This is a genomic window from Streptomyces sp. NRRL S-340, assembly GCF_000720185.1.
Classification (GTDB): Bacteria; Actinomycetota; Actinomycetes; order Streptomycetales; family Streptomycetaceae; genus Streptomyces.
On record NZ_JOIY01000035.1, the window covers coordinates 1 to 18,402 of the forward strand.

The 18,402-nt window shown below is 74.8% G+C and carries 20 protein-coding genes; 11 read left to right on the plus strand and 9 right to left on the minus strand.

Annotated features, from left to right (window positions below):
* Positions 1-259: 259 nt before the first annotated feature.
* The 4 genes from IG64_RS25930 to IG64_RS43320 form a co-directional block, all read right to left on the minus strand.
* Complete coding sequence (locus tag IG64_RS25930) at positions 260-1,018, minus strand: class F sortase (protein ID WP_037860540.1); 759 nt, start codon at positions 1,016-1,018, stop codon at positions 260-262.
* Positions 1,005-1,679 carry a hypothetical protein gene (locus IG64_RS25935; protein ID WP_037860542.1) on the minus strand — a complete coding sequence of 225 codons (675 nt, stop codon included), beginning with the start codon at positions 1,677-1,679 and terminating at the stop codon, positions 1,005-1,007. Before IG64_RS25935 ends, IG64_RS25930 begins: the two co-directional genes overlap by 14 nt.
* A gap of 342 nt (positions 1,680-2,021) precedes the next feature.
* Positions 2,022-2,639: a TetR/AcrR family transcriptional regulator gene (locus IG64_RS25940; protein WP_037860672.1), complete on the minus strand. Its 618-nt coding sequence runs from the start codon at positions 2,637-2,639 to the stop codon at positions 2,022-2,024.
* On the minus strand, positions 2,639-3,475 hold the full coding sequence (locus IG64_RS43320) for a hypothetical protein (RefSeq protein WP_420709980.1): 837 nt from the start codon (positions 3,473-3,475) through the stop codon (positions 2,639-2,641). The genes IG64_RS25940 and IG64_RS43320 overlap by 1 nt, the downstream gene beginning before the upstream one ends.
* Before the next feature lie 150 nt (positions 3,476-3,625).
* Between IG64_RS43320 and hmgA the strand changes: the two genes are divergently transcribed.
* The 3 genes from hmgA to IG64_RS25960 are packed head-to-tail and all read left to right on the plus strand — an operon-like array spanning position 3,626 to position 6,926.
* On the plus strand, positions 3,626-4,942 hold the full coding sequence (hmgA, locus tag IG64_RS25950; RefSeq protein WP_037860544.1) for a homogentisate 1,2-dioxygenase: 1,317 nt from the start codon (positions 3,626-3,628) through the stop codon (positions 4,940-4,942).
* A gap of 26 nt (positions 4,943-4,968) precedes the next feature.
* Entirely contained in the window at positions 4,969-5,718 is a 750-nt protein-coding gene (locus IG64_RS25955) for a GntR family transcriptional regulator (protein WP_037860546.1), read from the plus strand.
* Positions 5,719-5,744: 26 nt separating this feature from the next.
* On the plus strand, positions 5,745-6,926 hold the full coding sequence (locus IG64_RS25960; protein ID WP_037860547.1) for a type ISP restriction/modification enzyme: 1,182 nt from the start codon (positions 5,745-5,747) through the stop codon (positions 6,924-6,926).
* A gap of 181 nt (positions 6,927-7,107) precedes the next feature.
* Here IG64_RS25960 and IG64_RS25965 read toward each other — a convergent pair whose 3' ends face one another.
* On the minus strand, positions 7,108-7,821 hold the full coding sequence (locus IG64_RS25965) for a TetR/AcrR family transcriptional regulator (protein WP_037860549.1): 714 nt from the start codon (positions 7,819-7,821) through the stop codon (positions 7,108-7,110).
* Positions 7,822-7,885: 64 nt separating this feature from the next.
* Between IG64_RS25965 and IG64_RS25970 the strand changes: the two genes are divergently transcribed.
* Together IG64_RS25970 and IG64_RS25975 are read left to right on the plus strand one after the other, a co-directional pair.
* Positions 7,886-8,842, plus strand: coding sequence for a daunorubicin resistance protein DrrA family ABC transporter ATP-binding protein (locus IG64_RS25970; RefSeq protein WP_037860550.1), 957 nt, complete (start codon positions 7,886-7,888; stop codon positions 8,840-8,842).
* Positions 8,839-9,621 (plus strand): ABC transporter permease, encoded by a 783-nt coding sequence (locus tag IG64_RS25975; protein WP_037860552.1) that lies wholly within the window; start codon positions 8,839-8,841, stop codon positions 9,619-9,621. The genes IG64_RS25970 and IG64_RS25975 overlap by 4 nt, the downstream gene beginning before the upstream one ends.
* Before the next feature lie 259 nt (positions 9,622-9,880).
* Here the strand turns inward: IG64_RS25975 and IG64_RS25980 are convergent, their stop codons facing one another.
* Together IG64_RS25980 and IG64_RS25985 are read right to left on the minus strand one after the other, a co-directional pair.
* Positions 9,881-10,147 carry a hypothetical protein gene (locus tag IG64_RS25980; RefSeq protein ID WP_037860555.1) on the minus strand — a complete coding sequence of 89 codons (267 nt, stop codon included), beginning with the start codon at positions 10,145-10,147 and terminating at the stop codon, positions 9,881-9,883.
* Between the two features lie 414 nt (positions 10,148-10,561).
* Positions 10,562-11,368, minus strand: a complete 807-nt coding sequence (locus tag IG64_RS25985; RefSeq protein ID WP_037860556.1) for an SGNH/GDSL hydrolase family protein — start codon at positions 11,366-11,368, stop codon at positions 10,562-10,564.
* 774 nt (positions 11,369-12,142) lie between these two features.
* Between IG64_RS25985 and IG64_RS25990 the strand changes: the two genes are divergently transcribed.
* Both IG64_RS25990 and IG64_RS25995 read left to right on the plus strand, forming a co-directional pair.
* The gene (locus IG64_RS25990; protein WP_037860557.1) at positions 12,143-13,237 is read left to right on the plus strand and encodes a DUF5925 domain-containing protein; all 1,095 of its coding nucleotides are present in this window, start codon (positions 12,143-12,145) and stop codon (positions 13,235-13,237) included.
* A gap of 65 nt (positions 13,238-13,302) precedes the next feature.
* The gene (locus IG64_RS25995; protein WP_037860559.1) at positions 13,303-14,085 is read left to right on the plus strand and encodes a DUF72 domain-containing protein; all 783 of its coding nucleotides are present in this window, start codon (positions 13,303-13,305) and stop codon (positions 14,083-14,085) included.
* 156 nt (positions 14,086-14,241) lie between these two features.
* Here the strand turns inward: IG64_RS25995 and IG64_RS26000 are convergent, their stop codons facing one another.
* A complete protein-coding gene (locus IG64_RS26000) occupies positions 14,242-14,610 on the minus strand; it encodes a GntR family transcriptional regulator (protein ID WP_037860562.1) in 369 nt (122 codons plus the stop codon).
* Positions 14,611-14,720: 110 nt separating this feature from the next.
* Here IG64_RS26000 and IG64_RS26005 point away from each other — a divergent pair, with 110 nt between their 5' ends.
* Together IG64_RS26005 and IG64_RS26010 are read left to right on the plus strand one after the other, a co-directional pair.
* Positions 14,721-15,650 (plus strand): GNAT family N-acetyltransferase, encoded by a 930-nt coding sequence (locus IG64_RS26005; protein WP_037860564.1) that lies wholly within the window; start codon positions 14,721-14,723, stop codon positions 15,648-15,650.
* On the plus strand, positions 15,631-16,131 hold the full coding sequence (locus IG64_RS26010) for a DUF402 domain-containing protein (protein ID WP_037860567.1): 501 nt from the start codon (positions 15,631-15,633) through the stop codon (positions 16,129-16,131). Before IG64_RS26005 ends, IG64_RS26010 begins: the two co-directional genes overlap by 20 nt.
* A 5-nt stretch (positions 16,132-16,136) precedes the next feature.
* Here the strand turns inward: IG64_RS26010 and IG64_RS26015 are convergent, their stop codons facing one another.
* A complete protein-coding gene (locus IG64_RS26015) occupies positions 16,137-16,778 on the minus strand; it encodes a class I SAM-dependent methyltransferase (RefSeq protein ID WP_078884222.1) in 642 nt (213 codons plus the stop codon).
* A gap of 139 nt (positions 16,779-16,917) precedes the next feature.
* Here IG64_RS26015 and IG64_RS40650 point away from each other — a divergent pair, with 139 nt between their 5' ends.
* Together IG64_RS40650 and IG64_RS26020 are read left to right on the plus strand one after the other, a co-directional pair.
* Positions 16,918-17,055 (plus strand): hypothetical protein, encoded by a 138-nt coding sequence (locus IG64_RS40650; protein ID WP_107474362.1) that lies wholly within the window; start codon positions 16,918-16,920, stop codon positions 17,053-17,055.
* A gap of 248 nt (positions 17,056-17,303) precedes the next feature.
* A complete protein-coding gene (locus IG64_RS26020) occupies positions 17,304-18,374 on the plus strand; it encodes a lytic polysaccharide monooxygenase auxiliary activity family 9 protein (RefSeq protein ID WP_037860572.1) in 1,071 nt (356 codons plus the stop codon).
* Positions 18,375-18,402 lie beyond the last annotated feature (28 nt).

Below are 18,402 nucleotides of genomic sequence, written 5' to 3' on the forward strand. Positions count from 1 at the left end.
ACGGCGACCACCGAGATCTACACGTAAGGAGTCGTCGGCAGCGTCAGATGTGTATAAGAGACAGGGCGGGCACCGACCCGAGAGCCGGGGCACGGGACGGAGGGCCCCCGGGGCAGGGAGGCCCGCTGGGGCCGGCGCCCTGCCCCGGGTGCGGGATCGGACCGGACGGCCAGGGGCCCCGGGCGGGGGCGGGGCGGGGTTCGGAGGGGGCCCGGGGCGGGGCGGGCCGCTGGAGCCGGTGCCCTGCCCCGGGTGCGGTTCACTTCGTCGACGTCAGGTGGGCGAACACGACCACGTTGCTGGAGTAGCCGGTCCGCCGGGTGTAGAGGCCGCCGCAGGTGATGACGTGCAGTTCGGGTCTGCGGGCGGGTCCGTACACCTCCTTGTCGGGGAAGCGGGCCTTGTCGAAGACCCGTACCTTGTCCACGGTGTAGACGGCGGTACGGCCGTCCGCGCGCCGCACCTCGATGCGGCGGCCCGGCGGGAGCTGACCGAGGGCGGCGAAGACGGCGGGCCCGGTCCTGGTGTCGCGGTGCCCGACCGCGAGGGCGGTGCCGGTCTCCCCCGGCGTGGGGCCGCCCCGGTACCAGCCGACCAGCTTGGGCTTGTCGACCGGCGGCGTCTGGAGCTGCCGGTCGGCGTCCAGGCCGATCCCGGTGACGGGTGCGTCGATGCCGAGGGAGGGGATGCGCAGGGAGACCGCCGGGGAGCGGGGCAGCGGCCGGGGCGGGGGTGCGGCGGGGGCCGTACCGTCCCGGGGGCCGGACCGCTCTCCGTCCACGCCGCCGGAACCTCCGCCGTCCGGACCGTCGCCCTCCGCCCCCTGTGCCCCGTCCGTCCCCGCGGTGGCCGTGGCGGCGGCGCGAGGTCCGGCCGCCCGCTGCGGCGCGCCGTGGTCGCGGTGCCCCTCGCACCGCATCCCCACCGTCACCAGGACGGCCGTCAGCACGGCCGTCCTGGCGAGCCGGTAGGCGCGCCTTCGCCGCCAGGGCCTGCGTCCGCGCCTACGCGGCACCATCGGTGCGCCGGCGGTTCAGCCGGAGGTACGCGACCCCGCCGACGACGACGAGACCGACGGCCGCGGCCCCGGCCACCGGGGTGAACGCGGCGGCCGAGGCCAGGCCGCCGCCGCCCGCGTGCACGCCGCCCTTGGGGCCCTGCGGGTCCCTGGCCGCCGGTCCGCCGTGCTGGTCGTTGCCGTCCCGGTCGTGGTCCTCAATCTGACCTCCGGGTCCCTGCGCGCCTTCCTTACGCCCGCTGTCCTCACGGCAGTTGACGTGGAAGATCTTCTCCTTGGGGACGCCCGCGACGGTCCACATGAGCTTGTACTGCCCGTCGGCCAGCCCGAGCGGGTCGGTGTGTCCGGCACCGGCGGCCAGCGCGATGGTGCCGGTCACGGTGGCGCTGGTGGGCAGCGGGGGCATGGCCTGGATGGTGTAGCCGATGGTCGGCAGGACGTCGAAGTTGACGGCGTCCAGGTAGAACCGGCAGACCACCGGGTCGTCCTTGGAGACGCCGAAGGGCACGCCCACCCGGTGGATCTTGATGTCGCCGGCTTCCCCCTGGGCCACGGCGACGGGCGCTGCCAGCCACGTGGCACCCGCCGCGGTCAGGGCCGTCAGGGCCGCGGCGGCACGGACGCGGGAGCCGAGGGTGCGTGGGAGTGTCAGGGTGGGCATGCGCGTTCCTCCGAGTCAGACGATTTTCATACAAATCGCTCTTTCACCTGACTCTCTTTCACATCACCCACCGGGTTCACCGCACCTCGCCCCGACGCGCCGCCCACTGTCATCCGTCCGGCGCAACGGAGCGCCGGACACACCCGCCGTACGTGGCACACGCCCGGCGTTCACGGCGCGCGGCCACCGTGCGCGGCGCACGGGCGGCGTACAGCGCAGGAGCGCACGCCGGTGTGCTGCGCAGGTTCGGCGCGCAGCGCATGCCAGGTGCAGGGCACGCGTCCGGCGCGCGACACAGGGGCGGTGTACGGCACGTGCCCGGCCACGGCACACGGGGTCCGCTCAGTCCAGCACCCGGCCCAGGTACGCCCGCAGCAGCTCCCGCATCTCGCCGATGATCTTCTCGTCGCCATCGGGTTCGACCCGGAAGGCGAGCTGGACGAGGGTGTCGGCGGTCTCGACGGCTATCAGGAACGTGCGGCGCAGATCGTCGCCGGGTTCCTGGCGCAGGTGGCCGGCCAGCAGCTGGGTGAGGAGGTCGGCGAGGCGGTGGTTGGGCTCGGCGTGACGGGCGCCGAGCGGTATCTGGTTGCCGAAGTCGACGAGCGAGAACCCGGGGGCGGTGCGCTTCATCGCCAGGTACTCGTCGAGCACGGCGTCCAGGGCGGAGCGCCAGCCGCCGTCCGCCGTCTCCTTCAGCCGTTCCCGTACGCGTTCGGTGTAGCGCTCCAGGTTGCGGTGGGCCAGCGCGTCGGCCATCGCGCGCTTGTTGCCGAAGAACCGGTAGACCGAGCCGATGGGCACGCCGGCGCGCAGGGCGACGGCGCGCGTGCTCAGCGCGTCGTAACCGACCTCGTCGAGGAGATCGGCGCAGGCGTCGAGGATCCTGGTCAGCCGTTCGGCGCTGCGCCGCTGCACGGGTGCGCGGCGGAGCGGGGTCGCATGGGGCACGGGCCTCATCATGCCCGTCCGCGGCATCCGGGTGAAGCGCTCCCGGATGCACGCGCCAGGACCGCCGGTGCCCCCGGCGCGCGAACGGCACGCTCCACGCCCACCTCCGCCACCGCACCGCCGCCCGCCGCGGACGCTCCACCCGCCGTTGCCGCCTCACCCCCTGCGGACGTCGTTCCACCCGCCCGCGTCGCCCCGCCCCCGAACGTCGCTCCACCTCCCGGCACGGCGCCACTCCCGGGCCTCGCGCCTTCCCCCGGCCTCGCGCCCTCCGTGGCGTACGGGTCGACCGCCGTGGCGTGCGGGTCGGCCGCCGTGGCGTGCGGGTCGGCCGCCGTGGCGTGCGGGTCGGCCGCCGTGATGTCCGCCGTGCTCTGCACCGGCTTGCCGGACACCGCCCACACCGTGTCGTCGTCGGCGTACAGCCGGGCCGTGACGTGGTGGGTGCCGCGGGGGACCAGGCGGGCGGAGAGGCGGTACTCGGGGGTGCGCAGACGGCCCACGGGGCGGCCGTCGACCAGCAGCCGGGCGAGGCCGCGCCCGGCGGCGGGGCGCGCCGCGGTGCCGGCCGGGGAGAAGCGGAAGCGGCGGACGGTCAGCCGCACGTCCCAGCTGCCGGCGGCGTCCGGCCGCACCTCGACGCCGATCTCCGGTGCGTCCTTCCTGTCCACCTCGCGGAAGGCCCGCCCCTCCTCGTCGGTGTGGCCGGTGATCCTGCCCACCGGGCCCGCCGATTTCCCTTCCCCGCTCCCCCGCGCGCCGCCCGCGCCGCACCCCGCCGATCCGGCGAGCAGCAGGGCACAGACCGCGAGCGCGGCGAGAGGCCGGCGCGTCCACGACGTCATGCACCGGAGAGTAGAACAGCGGTCCGACGGCCGGATCCCTCTCAGGTCGGGTTCCGGCCGTCCGCCGCGAGGAGGGCCCGTGGCCCTCTTGCGCGCGCGAAAACGCAATCCTACGGTGACCCATAGGAATCGGGTTGCAAGGGAGCGATCATGAGCGGGGACGCACGCAAGACCGCCGAGGCACTGGAGTACCTCTCCGGATTCGGCAACGAGCACAGCTCGCAGGCCATTGCGGGCGCGCTGCCCGAGGGCCGCAACTCGCCCCAGCGCGCCCCCCTCGGGCTGTACGCGGAGCAGCTCAGCGGTACCGCGTTCACCGAGCCCAGGGCGCACAACCGCCGCTCGTGGCTGTACCGCATCCGCCCCTCGGCGGCCCACCCGGCGTTCGCCCGCACCGGCAACGGCACGCTGCGCACGGCGCCCTTCACGCAGACGGTGCCCGACCCGAACCGGCTGCGCTGGAACCCGCTGCCGGAGCCGGGGCGGGGCACGGACTTCCTCGCGGGCCTGTGGACCCTCGGCGGCAACGGCGACGTCGCCCAGCGCACCGGCATGGCGGTGCACCTGTATCACGCCAACTCCTCGATGGAGCGCGTCTTCAGCGACGCGGACGGCGAGCTGCTGATCGTGCCGGAGCGCGGCGGCCTGCTGCTGCGCACGGAGTTCGGCCTGCTGCACGCCGAGCCGGGCCATGTGGCGCTGATCCCGCGCGGGGTGCGCTTCCGCGTGGAGCTGCTGGACGCGAGCGCCCGCGGCTACGTCTGCGAGAACTACGGCGCCCCCTTCCGCCTCCCCGACCTCGGCCCGATCGGCGCCAACGGCCTCGCCAACGCCCGGGACTTCCGCGCGCCGGTCGCCGCCTACGAGGACGTGGACGGTCCGGTGGAGGTGGTGAACAAGTTCTGCGGCAACCTCTGGTCGGCCACCTACGACCACTCCCCGCTCGACGTCGTCGCCTGGCACGGCAACCATGTGCCGTACGTCTACGACCTGCGCCGCTTCAACGTCATCGGGACGATCTCCTACGACCACCCGGACCCGTCGGTCTTCACGGTGCTGACCTCGCCGAGCGACACCCCGGGCCTGGCCGGCGTGGACTTCGTCGTCTTCGCGCCGCGCTGGCTGGTGGGCGAGGACACCTTCCGGCCGCCGTACTTCCACCGGAACGTGATGAGCGAGTACATGGGCCTGATCGAGGGCGCCTACGACGCCAAGGCGGAGGGTTTCGTGCCGGGCGGCGGCTCGCTGCACAACATGATGTCGGCGCACGGGCCGGACCGGGAGACCTTCGAGCGGGCGAGCACGGCCGAGCTGGCGCCGCAGAAGATCGACGACGGGCTGGCGTTCATGTTCGAGACGCGCTGGCCCGTCACGCTCACCCCGCACGCGGCCCGGGCGGACCACCTCCAGCAGCGCTACGACGACGTCTGGCAGGGCCTGGAGAAGCACTTCAGGCCGTTGCACTGAGCGGGCCCGACCGGTACGGATAGGCCGTGACCTCCTTTGCTCCGGATTCGATCGTCCTGAACCGCAAGCTGCCGCTGTGGTACCAGGTGTCCCAGTCGCTGCGCGCCTCCATCCTCGGCCGCTCACCCCGGGACCCGCTGCGCCTGCCCACCGAGGAACAGCTGGCCGGGCACTACGGCGTGAGCGTGCTGACCATGCGGCAGGCGCTGAAGGAGCTGGAGGACGAGGGGCTGATCACCCGGCACCGGCGGCGCGGCACGTTCATCGCGCCGGCCGCCCACCGGGGCGCCCCGGTGCGGCTGCTCGGCTCGGTGGACGCGATCGTGGCCCAGCAGTCCGGCATGACGACCGAGCTGCTGGAGCACGGCCCGGCGCCGGTGACCGGCGAACTCGCCGAGTTCTTCCCGGACCTGGAGGAGGTGGCGGCCTACCACCGGCTGCGCAGCGACGAGAAGACGGGCGAGCCCACCAACCACGCCCGCAACTACGTCCGTCCGGAGCTGGCCGAGCGCATAGCGCCGCAGGACCTGGTGCGCTGGCCGATGACCAAGGTGCTGCGGGACGTGGTGGGCGCCGACATCAGCCGGATCACGGACACCGTGCAGGCGCGGCTGGCCGACCCGGAGACGGCGCGGCTGCTGGAAGTGCCGCTGCTCAGCCCGATCCTGCACTACACGGGGATCACCTACGACGGTGCGGGCAGGCCGCTGGACGTGGTGGTCATCCACTACCGCGGGGACCGTTTCTCCTTCACGGTCACGCTCGACGCAACGTGACCTGGCCGCCGTCGCCGCGTCGTACGATGCCCGGCGTGACGCACGACGACGCCCCGCTGCTGGCGGACCTCATGCCGTGGTCCGTCGCACCGCCGCGGCTGGGCCGGGCATGGCCCGCGGCCCCGGACCCGGCGAGTCTCAAGGCCCGCTGGGACGCCCTGCTGAAGGCGGCGGGGGCCGACCGGGAGACCCTGTTCGAGCCGACCCGCTCGCGCACGCCGTACACCGCGGTGGGGCAGCTGCCCGGCCGGTCCGGCGGCACGGAGCCGCTGGTACGGGCCTCGGGACCGTGTCCGGAGCCGGTCCGGGTGCTGATGGCCCCCTTCGACGAGCAGTGGCTCCTGCCGGACAACCGGCTGATCGACGCGGCCCGGCCCGAGCTGTGGCGGGTGGCGGACGAACGGCAGATCTTCGCGGTGGAGACGGGCGCGGCCGCGGGCGCCGGGGAGCCGGCGCTGCTGGCGACGTCGCTGCCGCCGTTCCCGCGGCCGGGCCGGATCCGCCCGCTGTACCGCCGCCCGGGGGCGCGGGAGCCGAACCTGGCGCCCGGTCTGCCGGAGTACCTGGCGGCCCGTCTCGGGCACCGGCCCGACCCGGTCGACGTGCTCGCCTGGGCGCTGGCGGCGGCCCGGCCGGGCCCGGACGGCCTCGCCGTCCCGCTCACCGCGGACGCCGGGCGGTGGGCGCGGGGCGTCGAGGCGGGGCGCAGGGCGCTGTGGCTGATGCGCCGCGACGGTGAGCGGCCCAGGCTGCCCGGCGGGCGCCGCCCCTACGTCCGCGCGCCCCTGCCGGCCCGCCCGCTCGCCCTCCGCTACGACCGGGACGAGGAGACCCTCCACCTCGACGGGGGCCGCATCTCGCCCGTGCCCGCGGCGGCCTGGGACTTCACGGTCGGCTCGGTACGGGTCCTGGAGCAGTGGTTCACGGCCCGCACGGCGGAGGGCGAACCGGGCACCCTGTCGGCGCTCCGTCCGGCCGCCTGGCCGCAGACGTGGACCTCGGAGCTGCTGGAACTCATCACCGTACTGGCGCTGCTGGGCGAAGTGCGGGCCGGCGGGGAGGCGGCGGCGCCGGAGGCGGGGGACGCCGTCACGGCCGCCGATCTGCGGGCGGCGGGGGTGCTGCCGGTCCCGGAGGCGGCCCGCCGGCCGGCCTCGGTCCTCGGCCTCGCGGAAGAGGGTCCCGGGGGCCAGTTCACCCTGATCTGACGGCCGGCCCCGCGGGGCGGGCGACGCGGACCGCCTCACGGACCGCCTCCGGACCGGGCCGGCCGGTGCCCCCGGCGCCTTGGACGCCTGCACGTCTCCCGCGCCTTCACACCTTCCGCGCGCGTCCGCCGCGCGTCCGCCGCGCGTGCCTCAGCCGCGCGGCGCGTCGGCGGCGCGTGCCTCAGCCGCGCGGCGCGAAGCCGTCCAGGACGCGCCCCAGCGCCCGTTCGAACACCGCCTCCAGGTCGATGGGCCCGGCGTCCTGCGTGAAGGAGGCCGCCAGCCTCGGATAGGCGCCGGTGGCGATCTGGCTGCCCAGGTAGGCGATCCGAACCGCCGTCTCCTGCTCCTCGGACCAGGGCAGGGAGCGGGTGCGTTCGGCGACGGCCAGCTCGTTGGAGACGTACATGGTCACCACGGCGTTGACCATGGCGATCAGCTCCATCTTGGTGCCGTAGGACGCCTCCAGCGGGTCCAGGCAGCCCAGGCAGTGCTCCAGGTAGCGCAGGACGTTGGGGCTGAAGCCGTAGACGCCCGACATCAGGCGCGGCAGCCAGGTGTGGCGGCGCATGAGGTCCCGGGACTGGTGGCCCACGCGGAGCATGTCGGCGCGCCAGTCGCCGCTGGGCTCCCACAGCTCGTGCTCGCCGCTGACGGCGTCCACCATCAGCTCGTACAGGTCCTCCTTGCGGGGGACGTAGTTGTACAGCGACATGGTGCCGCAGCCCAGTTCGGCGGCGACGTGCCGCATCGAGACCGCGTCCAGACCGCCCGCGTCGGCCAGCCGTACCGCCGCCGCCGCGATGTCGGCGCGGGTGTAGGCAGGCCGCGGTCCCCGTCCCGCCCGTTCGGGGCGGGACCAGATCACTTCGGGTCGGGCCGGTCGGCCAGCCATGGATCATCACCTCGCCCCCTCATCCTAGTTACGTACACCGTACGTAGTGCGCTATGGTCGACGCATGACAACTACGTACGCTGTACTTAGTGAAGGTCTGGAGAAGCGTTTCGGGGACGTCCGTGCCGTGCGCGGCCTGGACCTGGCGGTGGCCGAGGGCACGGTCTGCGGTGTGCTCGGGCCGAACGGCGCCGGCAAGACGACGGCCGTGCGACTGCTGACCACGCTGCTGCGGCCGGACGCCGGCTCGGCCCGGGTGGCCGGGTGCGACCTGGTGCGCGACCCGGCCGCCGTGCGCCGCCGGATCGGGGTGACCGGGCAGGACACGTCCGTGGACGCGGATCTCACCGGGCGGCAGAACCTGCGGCTGTTCGCCCGGCTGCACCGCGTCGCCGGCGCGGCGGCGCGCACGAGCGAACTGCTGGAGCGGTTCGGTCTCACGGAGGCCGCCGACCGGACCGCGTCGACCTACTCGGGCGGGATGCGCCGCCGCCTCGACCTCGCGGCCAGCCTGCTGCGTCCGCCCGCCGTCCTGTTCCTGGACGAGCCGACCACCGGCCTCGACCCGGCCAGCCGCAACCGCATCTGGGACGCCGTGCGCGAGCTGAAGCAGCAGGGCACGACGGTGGTGCTGACCACCCAGTACCTGGAGGAGGCCGACCGGCTGGCCGACGACATCGCCCTGGTGGACCGGGGCCGCATCACGCAGACCGGATCACCGGCCCAGCTCAAGGCCCTGATCGGCACGCACGCCGAGGTCGTCGTCGCCCACCCGGACGAGATGACGCGGGCGGCGGCCGTCCTGGACCGGCTCACCGGCACCGAGCCGGTGTTCGACCACGAGCGGGGCGCCGTCGGCGCGGTCGCCACCGACCCGACCCTCACGCTGCCCCGCCTGGTGCGCGAACTGGACGCGGCGGGAGTGCCGCTGCTCGACGCGAGCCTGCGGCCGCCCACCCTGGACGACGTCTTCCTCCGGCTGACCGGAGCCGCCCACGACAGCGAGGAGATCGCGGCATGAGCACGCTCACGTACGACGGCACGGCCATGGTGGGCCGGCAGCTGCGCCGGGTCCGCAACAACCCGGGCCTGGCGGTCCTCACCCAGGTCATGCCCATCAACATGCTGCTGTTCTTCGGCTACGTCTTCGGCAGCGCGCTGGCGATGCCCGGCCGGGAGTACCGTGCCTTCCTCGTGCCGGGGCTCCTGGCGGCGACGGCGGCCGGCGGGATCATGACGGGGATGTTCCAGGCCGCGCAGGACACCCACCGGGGGGTGACGGACCGGTTCCGCGCCATGCCGGTGAGCCGGGCGGCCGTGCCGCTCGGGCAGGCGGTGGCCGACCTCGTCGTCACCGCGGCGGGCACGGTGCCGCTGCTGCTGGTCGGACTGGCCGTGGGCTGGCGGATCGAGGGCGGCGCGGCGCGGGCGGCGGGCGCCGTGGGACTGCTGCTGCTCTTCCGGTTCGCGTGCACGTGGGTGGGGATCCTGCTGGGGCTGCTCACGCGGAGCGAGGAGGCGGCCGGCCAGCTCGGCGCCTCGACCTTCGTCCTGCCGCTGCTGTCCAACGCCTACATCCCCACCGGCAATCTGACCCCCTGGCTGCGCACCCTGGCCGAGTGGAACCCGATCAGCGCGGTGACCACGGCCCTGCGCGACCTCTTCGGGAATGCCGCGGTGCCCCGGCACGCCGCCTGGCCGACGGCCCACCCGGTCGCCGGGACGCTGGCCTGGTGCGCGGTACTGCTCGCCGTGTGCGCACCCCTGGCGGTACGGCGGTACGCGCGCGCCGGGGGCTGACGGAGGGGGTGGAGGGCGGACCCCGGCGGGCCGGTGGGCCGGGGCCGGTCCGAGCGCCGGCCCGAAGGCCGGTCCGGACGCCGGCGGTGGCACGCCGAACGGGCGCCGCGGGCCGTGGGGATGGCGGACGACGGGACCGCGGCGCGGTACGGGGCGGTGTGGTGACCCGGTCCCGGACCCGTGCCCCGAGCGGACGCAGGTCCAGGAACGTCCACGGCGCCCTCCGGAGGTGCCGGAGAGGCCGGGGACGGCGGTGCCGCTAGTGCCCGCCGAACAGCGAGCGGCGCAGCCGGCGCAGCGGCGCGAACAGCGACACCCGGCGCATCCGCGCACCCCTGCCCGTGCGGTCGTGCGCGCCACGCGCGGTGAGTTCACGCATCAGCAACGTCGCCTCGGCAGCCTCTCGCTGCGGGACGGCAGGACCGCCCAGCACCGCGAGATGGCGGTCGAGGCGCGAGCTGGTCGCGCTGCTTCCGCAGGTGATCGCAGGGACCCTCGCCCTGCTGCGCACTGTTATCTGCTCCATGTCACTCCCCACCCGTACGAGTCCACCCGGCCCGGGCAGGGTAACCCTATCGCCCCGCACGGGCATGCGTGTATCACGGTCGCAGGATTCACCTTCTGCGCAAGGGGGTTGACGACTACTCTCCGAAGGCGCCCGATTCCGCGGCGAGTTGGACAACGGCTGGCAGGCGGGCCGCGGCGCCCGCGGGCACCGCCGCGCGGTCACGGCGAGTGATGCGGCGCCGCGGTGGGAGCGCGGTCCGCCGAGGGCGTGTCCCCGGCAGCACGGACGCCCGCCCCCCGGACGGGGAGGCGGGCGTCGCGTCGTTCTCCGCACCGCCGCAGACGTGGGCGATCTCACGTCGCGGCGCCGGTGCGGCGCCGGGCGGTGGGGCGGTTCGGACGGGCGGTGGGGCGGTCGGCCGGGCGGCCGGTGTCAGGCGGCGCTGTTGAGCACCGGCAGGTAGCCGCTCGAGTGGCCGGCCGCCGTCGGGTGGTAGGACTCGCCGATGTCGAGCCAGTTGACGCTGTGCAGCCAGGAGTTGCCGGAGCAGATCTCGTGGCCGCTGAAGGTGGTGCGGACGTCGCCGAAGGTGAAGCCGTGGTTCGCGGCGACCTTGGCGATGGCCGCGTCGATGTAGTCGGCCGCGCCGTTGATGGCCGACCGCTTGGCCTCCGACAGGCCGAGGCAGGTCTGGCCGAGCAGGTAGAAGCGGGGGTAGCCGATCACGACGACGTGAGCGGAGGGCGCCTTGCCCCGGATCACCGAGTAGAGGTTGTCGAGCTTGCCGGGCAGCGTCGAGTCGACGTAGGCCTTGGCGGTGGCGATGCGGGAGAGGCAGGTGCTGTCGGACTGGAGCACACAGGTCGTCATGACGTCGGAGAACCCGGCGTCGTTGCCGCCGATGGTGATCGAGACGAGGGACGTACCGGAGTTGAGCGGGCCGAGCTGGTTGGCGAGGACGTCGTCGGTCCTTGCGCCCGAGCAGGCGGTGAAGGCGAACGACGACGGGGCGTGGGCGGCGTTCCAGAGGTAGGGGTACGCCTTGGTGCTGCGGTCGCAGTCGCCGCTGGAGCTGATGTAGCTGCCGGCGCCCACCCCGGAGGAGTAGGAGTCGCCGAGGGCCACATAGCCCCCGGTGGCGGCCGGCTGCGCTGCCTGCGCCGCGGCCGTCCCGGTGAGGACGAGACCGACGGTGAGCAGAAGTGAGCCGACGCGTGCGGCAATTCGGGAACGTCTCATGGAATCTCCCTTTAGCAGCTTCTCTGCCGCATCCGTGGTAGCAGCTACGCGCGTCAACTGGAAGTGTCCATGCCAAAGAAGTTGGTGAACTCCCGGGAATTCAGGGGGCACAGGGGCGCACCCGGCGCACGGCCGGGGTCCTTCTCCGACACCTCGTCAGGGGATGACAAGAACCCGTACGGCGGCTCCGCCGCGTTGACGGCCACCGCCCGCACGGCCGCGCGCCGGGGAGCGGCGGCGGCCGGGCCGTGACGCGGGTCCGGTGAGATACGTCCCCGCCGAACGCGGACCGGCCCTGCCGGAGCCCTCCCTGACGGACTGCGATCCGGCGCCGCACCGGCGGACCGGGCGCGGCGGCCGTTCGCGCAGGCGTGGCCCGCCCATCTGGTGACCCGTCTGTTCGGCACCGGGTCCGGCCTGTTCGCGGGGGCCCTGCCCGCCGGCCGAGGCAGCCGCCGTGGACGGCATCTCCCTCCTCGGTCTCGGCCGGGGCCGCAAGGAGGACGACGACTGCCCGGCGGCGCGGGAACCCGTCCGGCCGCCGGGGCGGCTGAGTACGCGTCACCGGACGCGGCCGGGGCGCAGGGCCCGGCGTGCTCCGGTGCGGGAACCGCGCGATGCGGGCCAGCGGCAGCGGCGGTCCGGGCGGGGCCCGGGCGCGTTCGGCCGGGCGAGCGGCCGGCACGCGACGTACGGCCGGGCGAAGCGGCCGACACGCGACGTACGGCCGGGAAACGGGGTGCGCGGGGCGGTCCGGTGACAGATCATGGCGGCATGTCTGCGAACCCACACGACGCTCTGCCGATCCGGCTCAACGTCGACGACTCCGACTCGCCGTCCGACGTCGTCGACGCGCTGTTCCTCGGCCGCTTCGCGACGGGCGAGCAGCCGTTCTCGCACGCGGTCAACATCGAACGGGTCCGGTCGGGCGCCACGCTGCTCCCGGACGGCGCCCGGGTGCTGCGGGTGGCCCGCGACGACGACCGCAGCGCCACCCTCGCCGAGGGCGACGGATGGACCCTGCTGGTCTCCCGCTGGAACCGCGGGGCGGACGTCACGGTCACCGCGACCGACGCCGACCTGGCCCAGCGGATCCTGGACCAGGCCACGGACGGCGCGGCGGACGAACCCGAGCCGCAGCCGGAGAACGTGACGATGGGCTTCTGGTACGTCTCCCCGCGGCGCGGCCCGCACCGCACCACCCGGCAGATCGCCGCGGGCACCTGGGACGAGGTCCGGGCCAACTACACGGCGCCGGTCGCGGACGCGATGGACCGCCTGATGAAGACCGGCCCCCAGGACATCGCGGGCCGCCTCCTGCTGCTGCACGGGCCGCCGGGCACCGGCAAGACCTCGGCGCTGCGGACGCTGGCCCGCTCCTGGCGGGACTGGTGCCAGGTGGACTGCGTCCTCGACCCCGAGCGGCTGTTCTCGGACGTCGGTTACCTGATGGACATCGCCATCGGTGAGGAGGACTCGGCGGGCAGGGGCCGCTGGCGGCTGCTCCTGCTGGAGGACTGCGACGAACTGATCCGCGGCGAGGCCAAGCACACGGCGGGCCAGGCTCTCTCGCGCCTGCTGAACCTCACGGACGGCCTGCTCGGCCAGGGCCGCAACGTGCTGGTCGGGGTGACGACCAACGAGGACCTGGAGCGGCTGCACCCCGCCGTGGTCCGGCCGGGCCGCTGCCTGGCCCGCATCGAGGTGGGCCGGCTGACCCGCCGGGAGGCGGTGGACTGGCTGGGTACGGAGGAGGGCGTGGGCCGCGAGGGGGCGACCCTGGCCGAGCTGTACGCGCTGCGCCGGGGCACCTCCCCGACCGCGCTGCCGGAGCCGCGGGAGGGCGCCGACGCGGGTCTGTACCTGTAGGACGCCGGCGCCCGGCCGGCGGCCCTTGGCCTGTGCCACGTGACCCGGGGTGTTTTCATGGGCGTATGACCCTGTTCGTCGGGACGTCGGGGTGGCAGTACAAGGACTGGCGGGGCGTGCTGTACCCGCAGGGGTGCCCGGTGCGCCGGTGGCTGGAGGAGTACGCCGCCGCGTTCGCCACGGTGGAGGTCAACAACGCCTTCTACCGGCTGCCGTCGCGGGAGACCTTCGAGGCGTGGCGGGAGCGGCTGCCGCCCGGCTTCGTCGTCGCGGTCAAGGCGAGCCGCTTCCTGACCCACGTCAAGCGCCTCAAGGACCCCGAGGAGCCGGTGCACCGTCTGATGGCCCACGCCTCGGGCCTCGGCGACCGGCTCGGTCCGGTGCTGCTCCAGCTGCCGCCCACGCTGCGCGCCGATCCCGGCCTGCTGGACGCCTGCCTCGCGTGCTTCCCGCCGGGCACCCGGGTGGCGGTGGAGCCGCGGCACGAGTCGTGGTGGACGCCGCCGGTACGGACGGTGCTGGAGCTGCGGGGCGCCGCCCTGTGCTGGGCCGACGTCCTCGGCCGCCCGGTCACCCCGCTGTGGGTGACGGCCGGGTGGGGCTACGTCCGTTTCCACCAGGGCCGCGCCCGGCAGTGGCCGCACTACGGCCGCAGGTCCCTGGAGAGCTGGGCGGACCGCGTCGCCACGGCCTGGCCGGCCGGCCGGGACGCCGACGTGTACGCGTACTTCAACAACGACCCGACAGGAGCGGCGGTGCGGGACGCGGTGGTGTTCGCGCACGTGGCCCGGCGCGCGGGCCTGACGGTGACACGCACGCCGGAGCGGATGCCCGCGCGGCACCCCTGACGGACGCGCACGTCGACGGGGGGCGCGCACGTCTGACGGGGCACGCCGGCCGGCGGCAGGGCCCGCTGCCCGGACCCCGGCGGCCGGGGCCTGCTTCCCGGCCTCCGGCCGGTCGAGGCGTCCTGCTTCCTGCTTCCCGGACTCCGGCGGGCGGGCCTAGTTCCCGTACGCCGCCCGCAGGGCGTCCCGTACGGCCGCGTGCGCCGTGTCCTCGTCCAGGCCCAGCCGCCGCACCCGATCCGCGTAGGCCTGGGCGGCGGCGGCCGCCTCGCGGGCCGCGGCCGAGTCCGCGGCGGCCACGAACGTGCCGTTGCGCCCCCGCGTCTCGATCACCCCGTCCGCCTCCAGCGCGCGGTACGCCTTGGCGACCGTGTTCGCCGCGAGTCCGAGCGTCTCGGCCAGCCCGCGCACCGTCGGCAGCCGGTATCCCACCGGCAGCGCCCCCGACCGCGCCTGTTCGGAGATCTGGGCCCGCACCTGCTCGTAGGGCGGTGCGCCGTCGTCGACATGGATCCTCAAGGTCACGGGGCGATTGTCGCGCACCGGCGCACTGAGCGGCGGACCGGTCGGGTGCCGGGGCGGCCGGCGGAAAATGGGAGGCGGGCGGCCCGGGCCGCCCCGTAGCGTGCGCGCCCATGACCGTGATCGTCCGTGACCTGCGCCCCGACGCCCCCGCCGACCTGGAGGGCTTCGCCCGCGTGCGCCGGCTGGCGCTGCCCTTCGTCCTGTTCACCCCCGAGTCCCTCACCCACACCCTCACCCGCATGCACCCCGACGCCCACTACCGTCCGCTGATAGCCGTGGCGGACGGCGAGGTGATCGGCACGGCGCAGGTGCACCTCGCCCACGAGAGCCCGGAGCCCGGCCAGGGCAACATCAACGTGTACGTGCACCCCGAGCACACCGGACGCGGCGCGGGCACCCTGCTCGTGCGCACCGCCGAGGAGTACCTGGCCGCCCACGGCGCCGTACGGCTGCACTCCTGGGTGCTGGACGCGCCCGGCAACCGCGCCTTCGCCGAGCGGCACGGCTACCGCAGCAGCCGCTCCGCCCACTTCCTCCGTCTCGGCCTGGCGGCGGGGCACCTCCCGCCGCTCCAGGACCCGCCGCCCGGAGTGGAGCTGCGCCGGGGGTCGGACTACGCCGATGACCCGCGTCCGCTGTTCGATCTGGACGCGGAGACGGTGGCCGACGAACCGAGCGACGTGGCCGCGGAGCTGACGGACTACGAGGCCTGGCTGGAGGAGACCTGGCGGAACCCGCTGCTGAGCCGCGAGCTGACGTCCGTCGCCGTGGTCGAGGGCCGTCCGGCGGCGTTCACCCTGGCCTACACGGACGGCGGCACCCGCTACAGCACCGGCATGACCGGCACCGCCCGCGCCTTCCGCGGCCGGGGCCTGGCCAAGCTCGCCAAGAACGACTCGCTGCACCGCGCCCGCGCGGCCGGCATCACGGAGGCGTTCACCGGAAACGACACCGGCAACGGGCCGATGATCGCGATCAACAAGTGGTTCGGGTACGAGGTCTGCGCGACGGAGGTGCGGTATGTCCGCGAACTCGCCTGAACCGCCCGGCACGGTGGACGTCGTCCTCGTCAAGGGCGGCCGGACGAAGATCCGTTACGCGGCCGTGCCCGTCGCGGACGACGGCGTGCGGATCGTGGTGCGCGCGCCCTGGGCGGGCGCGGGCGTACGCGACTTCGGCTTCGTGCGCTTCGAGCCGGGCGACGTCTTCACCGAGTACTACTGGCGGGACCGGTGGTACGCGGTGAAGGAGGTCCGTGACGGCGGCGGGCGGCTGAAGGGCTGGTACTGCGACATCACCCGTCCCGCCGTGCTCACGGGCACGGAACTGGTCGTGGAGGACCTGGACCTGGACCTGTGGCGCTGCGCCGACGGCACGGACGTACGCCGCCTGGACGAGGACGAGTTCGCGGCGAGCGGCCTGGCGCAGCGCGATCCGGCGGCGGCCGGCGCGGCGGTGGCCGCCCTCGGCGAACTGGAGTCGCTGGCCCGCGAGGGCGGCTTCACCGCGCTCCTGGCCTGAGCCGGTCACGCCACCGTCGCCACCACGGCGTAGCGCTCGTCGGTGACCGCCTTGCCCCAGAGCCGGGCGTCATCCGACAGGTGTTCGACACGAGTGTGGTGCACGAGGGGCGTGAGGAGAGTGAGAAGCCGCTCCGTGGGTATGCCGACGGGCGTGACCGTGCCCCAGACGCCCTCGACGAGGACCAGCCGCCCGGCGGGCCGCAGCAGCTCCCGCCAGTGCCGCAGGGCGCCGGCGGGATCCGGCAGCGCCCACAGCACGTGGCGGACCAGGACGGTGTCGAAGCGCCGCCGGCCCACCGGCGGGCTCGCCGCGTCGCCGACGAGGAAGCCGGCGTCCCGGCCGGCGAGCTTCGCGCGGGCCAGGGCCACCATGGCCGGGGAGCTGTCGACGCCGGTGACCCGGTGTCCCTGTTCGGCCGCGAGGAGCGCGAGGCTGCCGGTACCGCAGCCGAGGTCGAGGATGTCGGCGGGGTGCTCCGGCAGCCAGTCGCGCAGCCGCCGCGCCCAGGCGGCACGCACCTGCGGATCGCGCAGCCCGTGATCGGGTTCGTCGTCGAAGACGGGCGCCTGCGCGTCCCAGTCCACCGCCGCTGGAGCCGGGCTCCGGCCGGCCGCGTCACCATCGGTCGTCGTGTGTGCACTCATGGTCCCAAGAGTGACACCCACCACTGACACCCGGATCGTGACAGCCGCCACAGACAGACCCGCACCGATGAGCAAGTCTCGCCCGAAAGGTCTACCTCCGTGAGAACACGGAACCCGGTAGACGTCGAAGGAGGCCCCGATGCGCCGTGTGACAGTGCAGAAGCCCCTGATGAGGAAGACGGACTCCCGCCGGATCCGCGAGGAGCCCGACGAGCGTCCCGCCGGCCGGCCCGAGGTCCGCAAAGACATCGCGCGCACCTGGTGGCCGGAGGGATGACCGCCCGGCCACGTCCCCGACGCGCCGGAAACCCCCTTCCGCCCGCCCCCGCGCACCCCGCGCGCACCCCCTGCCGCGCCCTCTGTCTGAGCGCAGTCTCAGCCCTCCCTTAACGCGACCATAAGGATCTCCCCGCACCGTCATCGACGGGCGGTCGCCCCGTTCTGCGGGGCTAGTTTCTGACCCACCCCACGGGATCCGTCCCGGTGTCGGCACCGTCAGAAACGACCGTCGCGAGGAGTTCCTCCATGCCCGCACGCCCCGCACGCCCCGGCCGCAAGGCCGCCACGCTCGCCGCCCTCGGTCTCGCGCCGCTCGCCCTGACGGCGCTCGCCGCCGCGCCCGCGTCCGCGCACGGCACGATGGGCGGGCCGGTCAGCCGGGTGTTCCAGTGCTACGCCGAAGGTCCGGAGAGCCCGAGGTCGGCGGCCTGCAAGGCGGCGGTCGCCGCCGGCGGCACCCAGGCCCTGTACGACTGGAACGGCGTCCGGATCGGCGACGTGAACGGCCGGCACCAGGCCCGGATCCCGGACGGCAAGCTGTGCAGCGCGAACGACCCCGAGTTCAAGGGCCTCGACCTGCCCCGCGCCGACTGGCCCGCGACCGCCGTGCGCGGCGGGGCGCACACCTTCGAGTACCGCGTGACCGCACAGCACAGGGGCACCTTCACCGTGTACATCACCAAGCCCGGCTACGACCCGGCGAAGCCGCCCGCCTGGGCGGACCTTGACCTCGCGCACCCGGTGGCCACGGTCACCGACCCGGTGGCCTCCGGCGGCTTCTACACCTTCTCCGGCACCCTGCCCCAGCGCACCGGCAAGCAGCTGCTGTACACGGTGTGGCAGCGCTCGGACAGCCCCGAGGCGTTCTACTCCTGCTCGGACGTCACCTTCCCCGGGGGCGGGAGCGGCGCGGCGGCGCCGGGTGCCTCCGCCCCGGCGCCGCCGGCCTCCGCGCCGACCGAGCGGCAGATCGAGGGCGGCGCCGGCAGATCGACGGTCCGGCACGACGACCACCACGACCGGGAGACCACCGGCACCCGCACCGGCGCCGGTGCCGCGACGGGCCCCGCGCCCGCCACCGGGAGCACCGTCCAGGGCACCCCGGGGAGCACCCCGCCGTCCGGCACGGCGGCCGGGACGGACGCGGGTCCCCGCAGTCAGGCCGCGGTCGGGGGCGGGGGCGGGGGCCTCGCCGAGACCGGCGGCGGGAGCACCACCGCGTACGCGGTGGTCGGCGGTGCGGCCGCGCTGGCGGTCGGCTCCGCGGCGCTGCTCCTCTCCGTGCGGCGGCGCGCCGCCGCACGGCACGGCCGCTGAGGCGCGGGCGCGCGTACCGGGGCCCGTC

Bases quoted from the DNA above. Each gene is read 5' to 3' on its own strand.
- IG64_RS26005 (WP_037860564.1), top strand. From the start codon at position 14,721: ATGACCGTGATCGTCCGTGACCTGCGCCCCGACGCCCCCGCCGACCTG.
- IG64_RS25940 (WP_037860672.1), bottom strand. From the start codon at position 2,639: ATGAGGCCCGTGCCCCATGCGACCCCGCTCCGCCGCGCACCCGTGCAG.
- IG64_RS26020 (WP_037860572.1), top strand. From the start codon at position 17,304: ATGCCCGCACGCCCCGCACGCCCCGGCCGCAAGGCCGCCACGCTCGCC.
- IG64_RS25960 (WP_037860547.1), top strand. From the start codon at position 5,745: ATGCCCGGCGTGACGCACGACGACGCCCCGCTGCTGGCGGACCTCATG.
- IG64_RS25935 (WP_037860542.1), bottom strand. From the start codon at position 1,679: ATGCCCACCCTGACACTCCCACGCACCCTCGGCTCCCGCGTCCGTGCC.
- IG64_RS25990 (WP_037860557.1), top strand. From the start codon at position 12,143: ATGTCTGCGAACCCACACGACGCTCTGCCGATCCGGCTCAACGTCGAC.
- hmgA (WP_037860544.1), top strand. From the start codon at position 3,626: ATGAGCGGGGACGCACGCAAGACCGCCGAGGCACTGGAGTACCTCTCC.
- IG64_RS43320 (WP_420709980.1), bottom strand. From the start codon at position 3,475: ATGACGTCGTGGACGCGCCGGCCTCTCGCCGCGCTCGCGGTCTGTGCC.
- IG64_RS25930 (WP_037860540.1), bottom strand. From the start codon at position 1,018: ATGGTGCCGCGTAGGCGCGGACGCAGGCCCTGGCGGCGAAGGCGCGCC.
- IG64_RS25995 (WP_037860559.1), top strand. From the start codon at position 13,303: ATGACCCTGTTCGTCGGGACGTCGGGGTGGCAGTACAAGGACTGGCGG.
- IG64_RS25985 (WP_037860556.1), bottom strand. From the start codon at position 11,368: ATGAGACGTTCCCGAATTGCCGCACGCGTCGGCTCACTTCTGCTCACC.
- IG64_RS26015 (WP_078884222.1), bottom strand. From the start codon at position 16,778: ATGAGTGCACACACGACGACCGATGGTGACGCGGCCGGCCGGAGCCCG.
- IG64_RS26010 (WP_037860567.1), top strand. From the start codon at position 15,631: ATGTCCGCGAACTCGCCTGAACCGCCCGGCACGGTGGACGTCGTCCTC.
- IG64_RS25980 (WP_037860555.1), bottom strand. From the start codon at position 10,147: ATGGAGCAGATAACAGTGCGCAGCAGGGCGAGGGTCCCTGCGATCACC.
- IG64_RS25975 (WP_037860552.1), top strand. From the start codon at position 8,839: ATGAGCACGCTCACGTACGACGGCACGGCCATGGTGGGCCGGCAGCTG.
- IG64_RS25970 (WP_037860550.1), top strand. From the start codon at position 7,886: ATGACAACTACGTACGCTGTACTTAGTGAAGGTCTGGAGAAGCGTTTC.
- IG64_RS40650 (WP_107474362.1), top strand. From the start codon at position 16,918: ATGCGCCGTGTGACAGTGCAGAAGCCCCTGATGAGGAAGACGGACTCC.
- IG64_RS25965 (WP_037860549.1), bottom strand. From the start codon at position 7,821: ATGGCTGGCCGACCGGCCCGACCCGAAGTGATCTGGTCCCGCCCCGAA.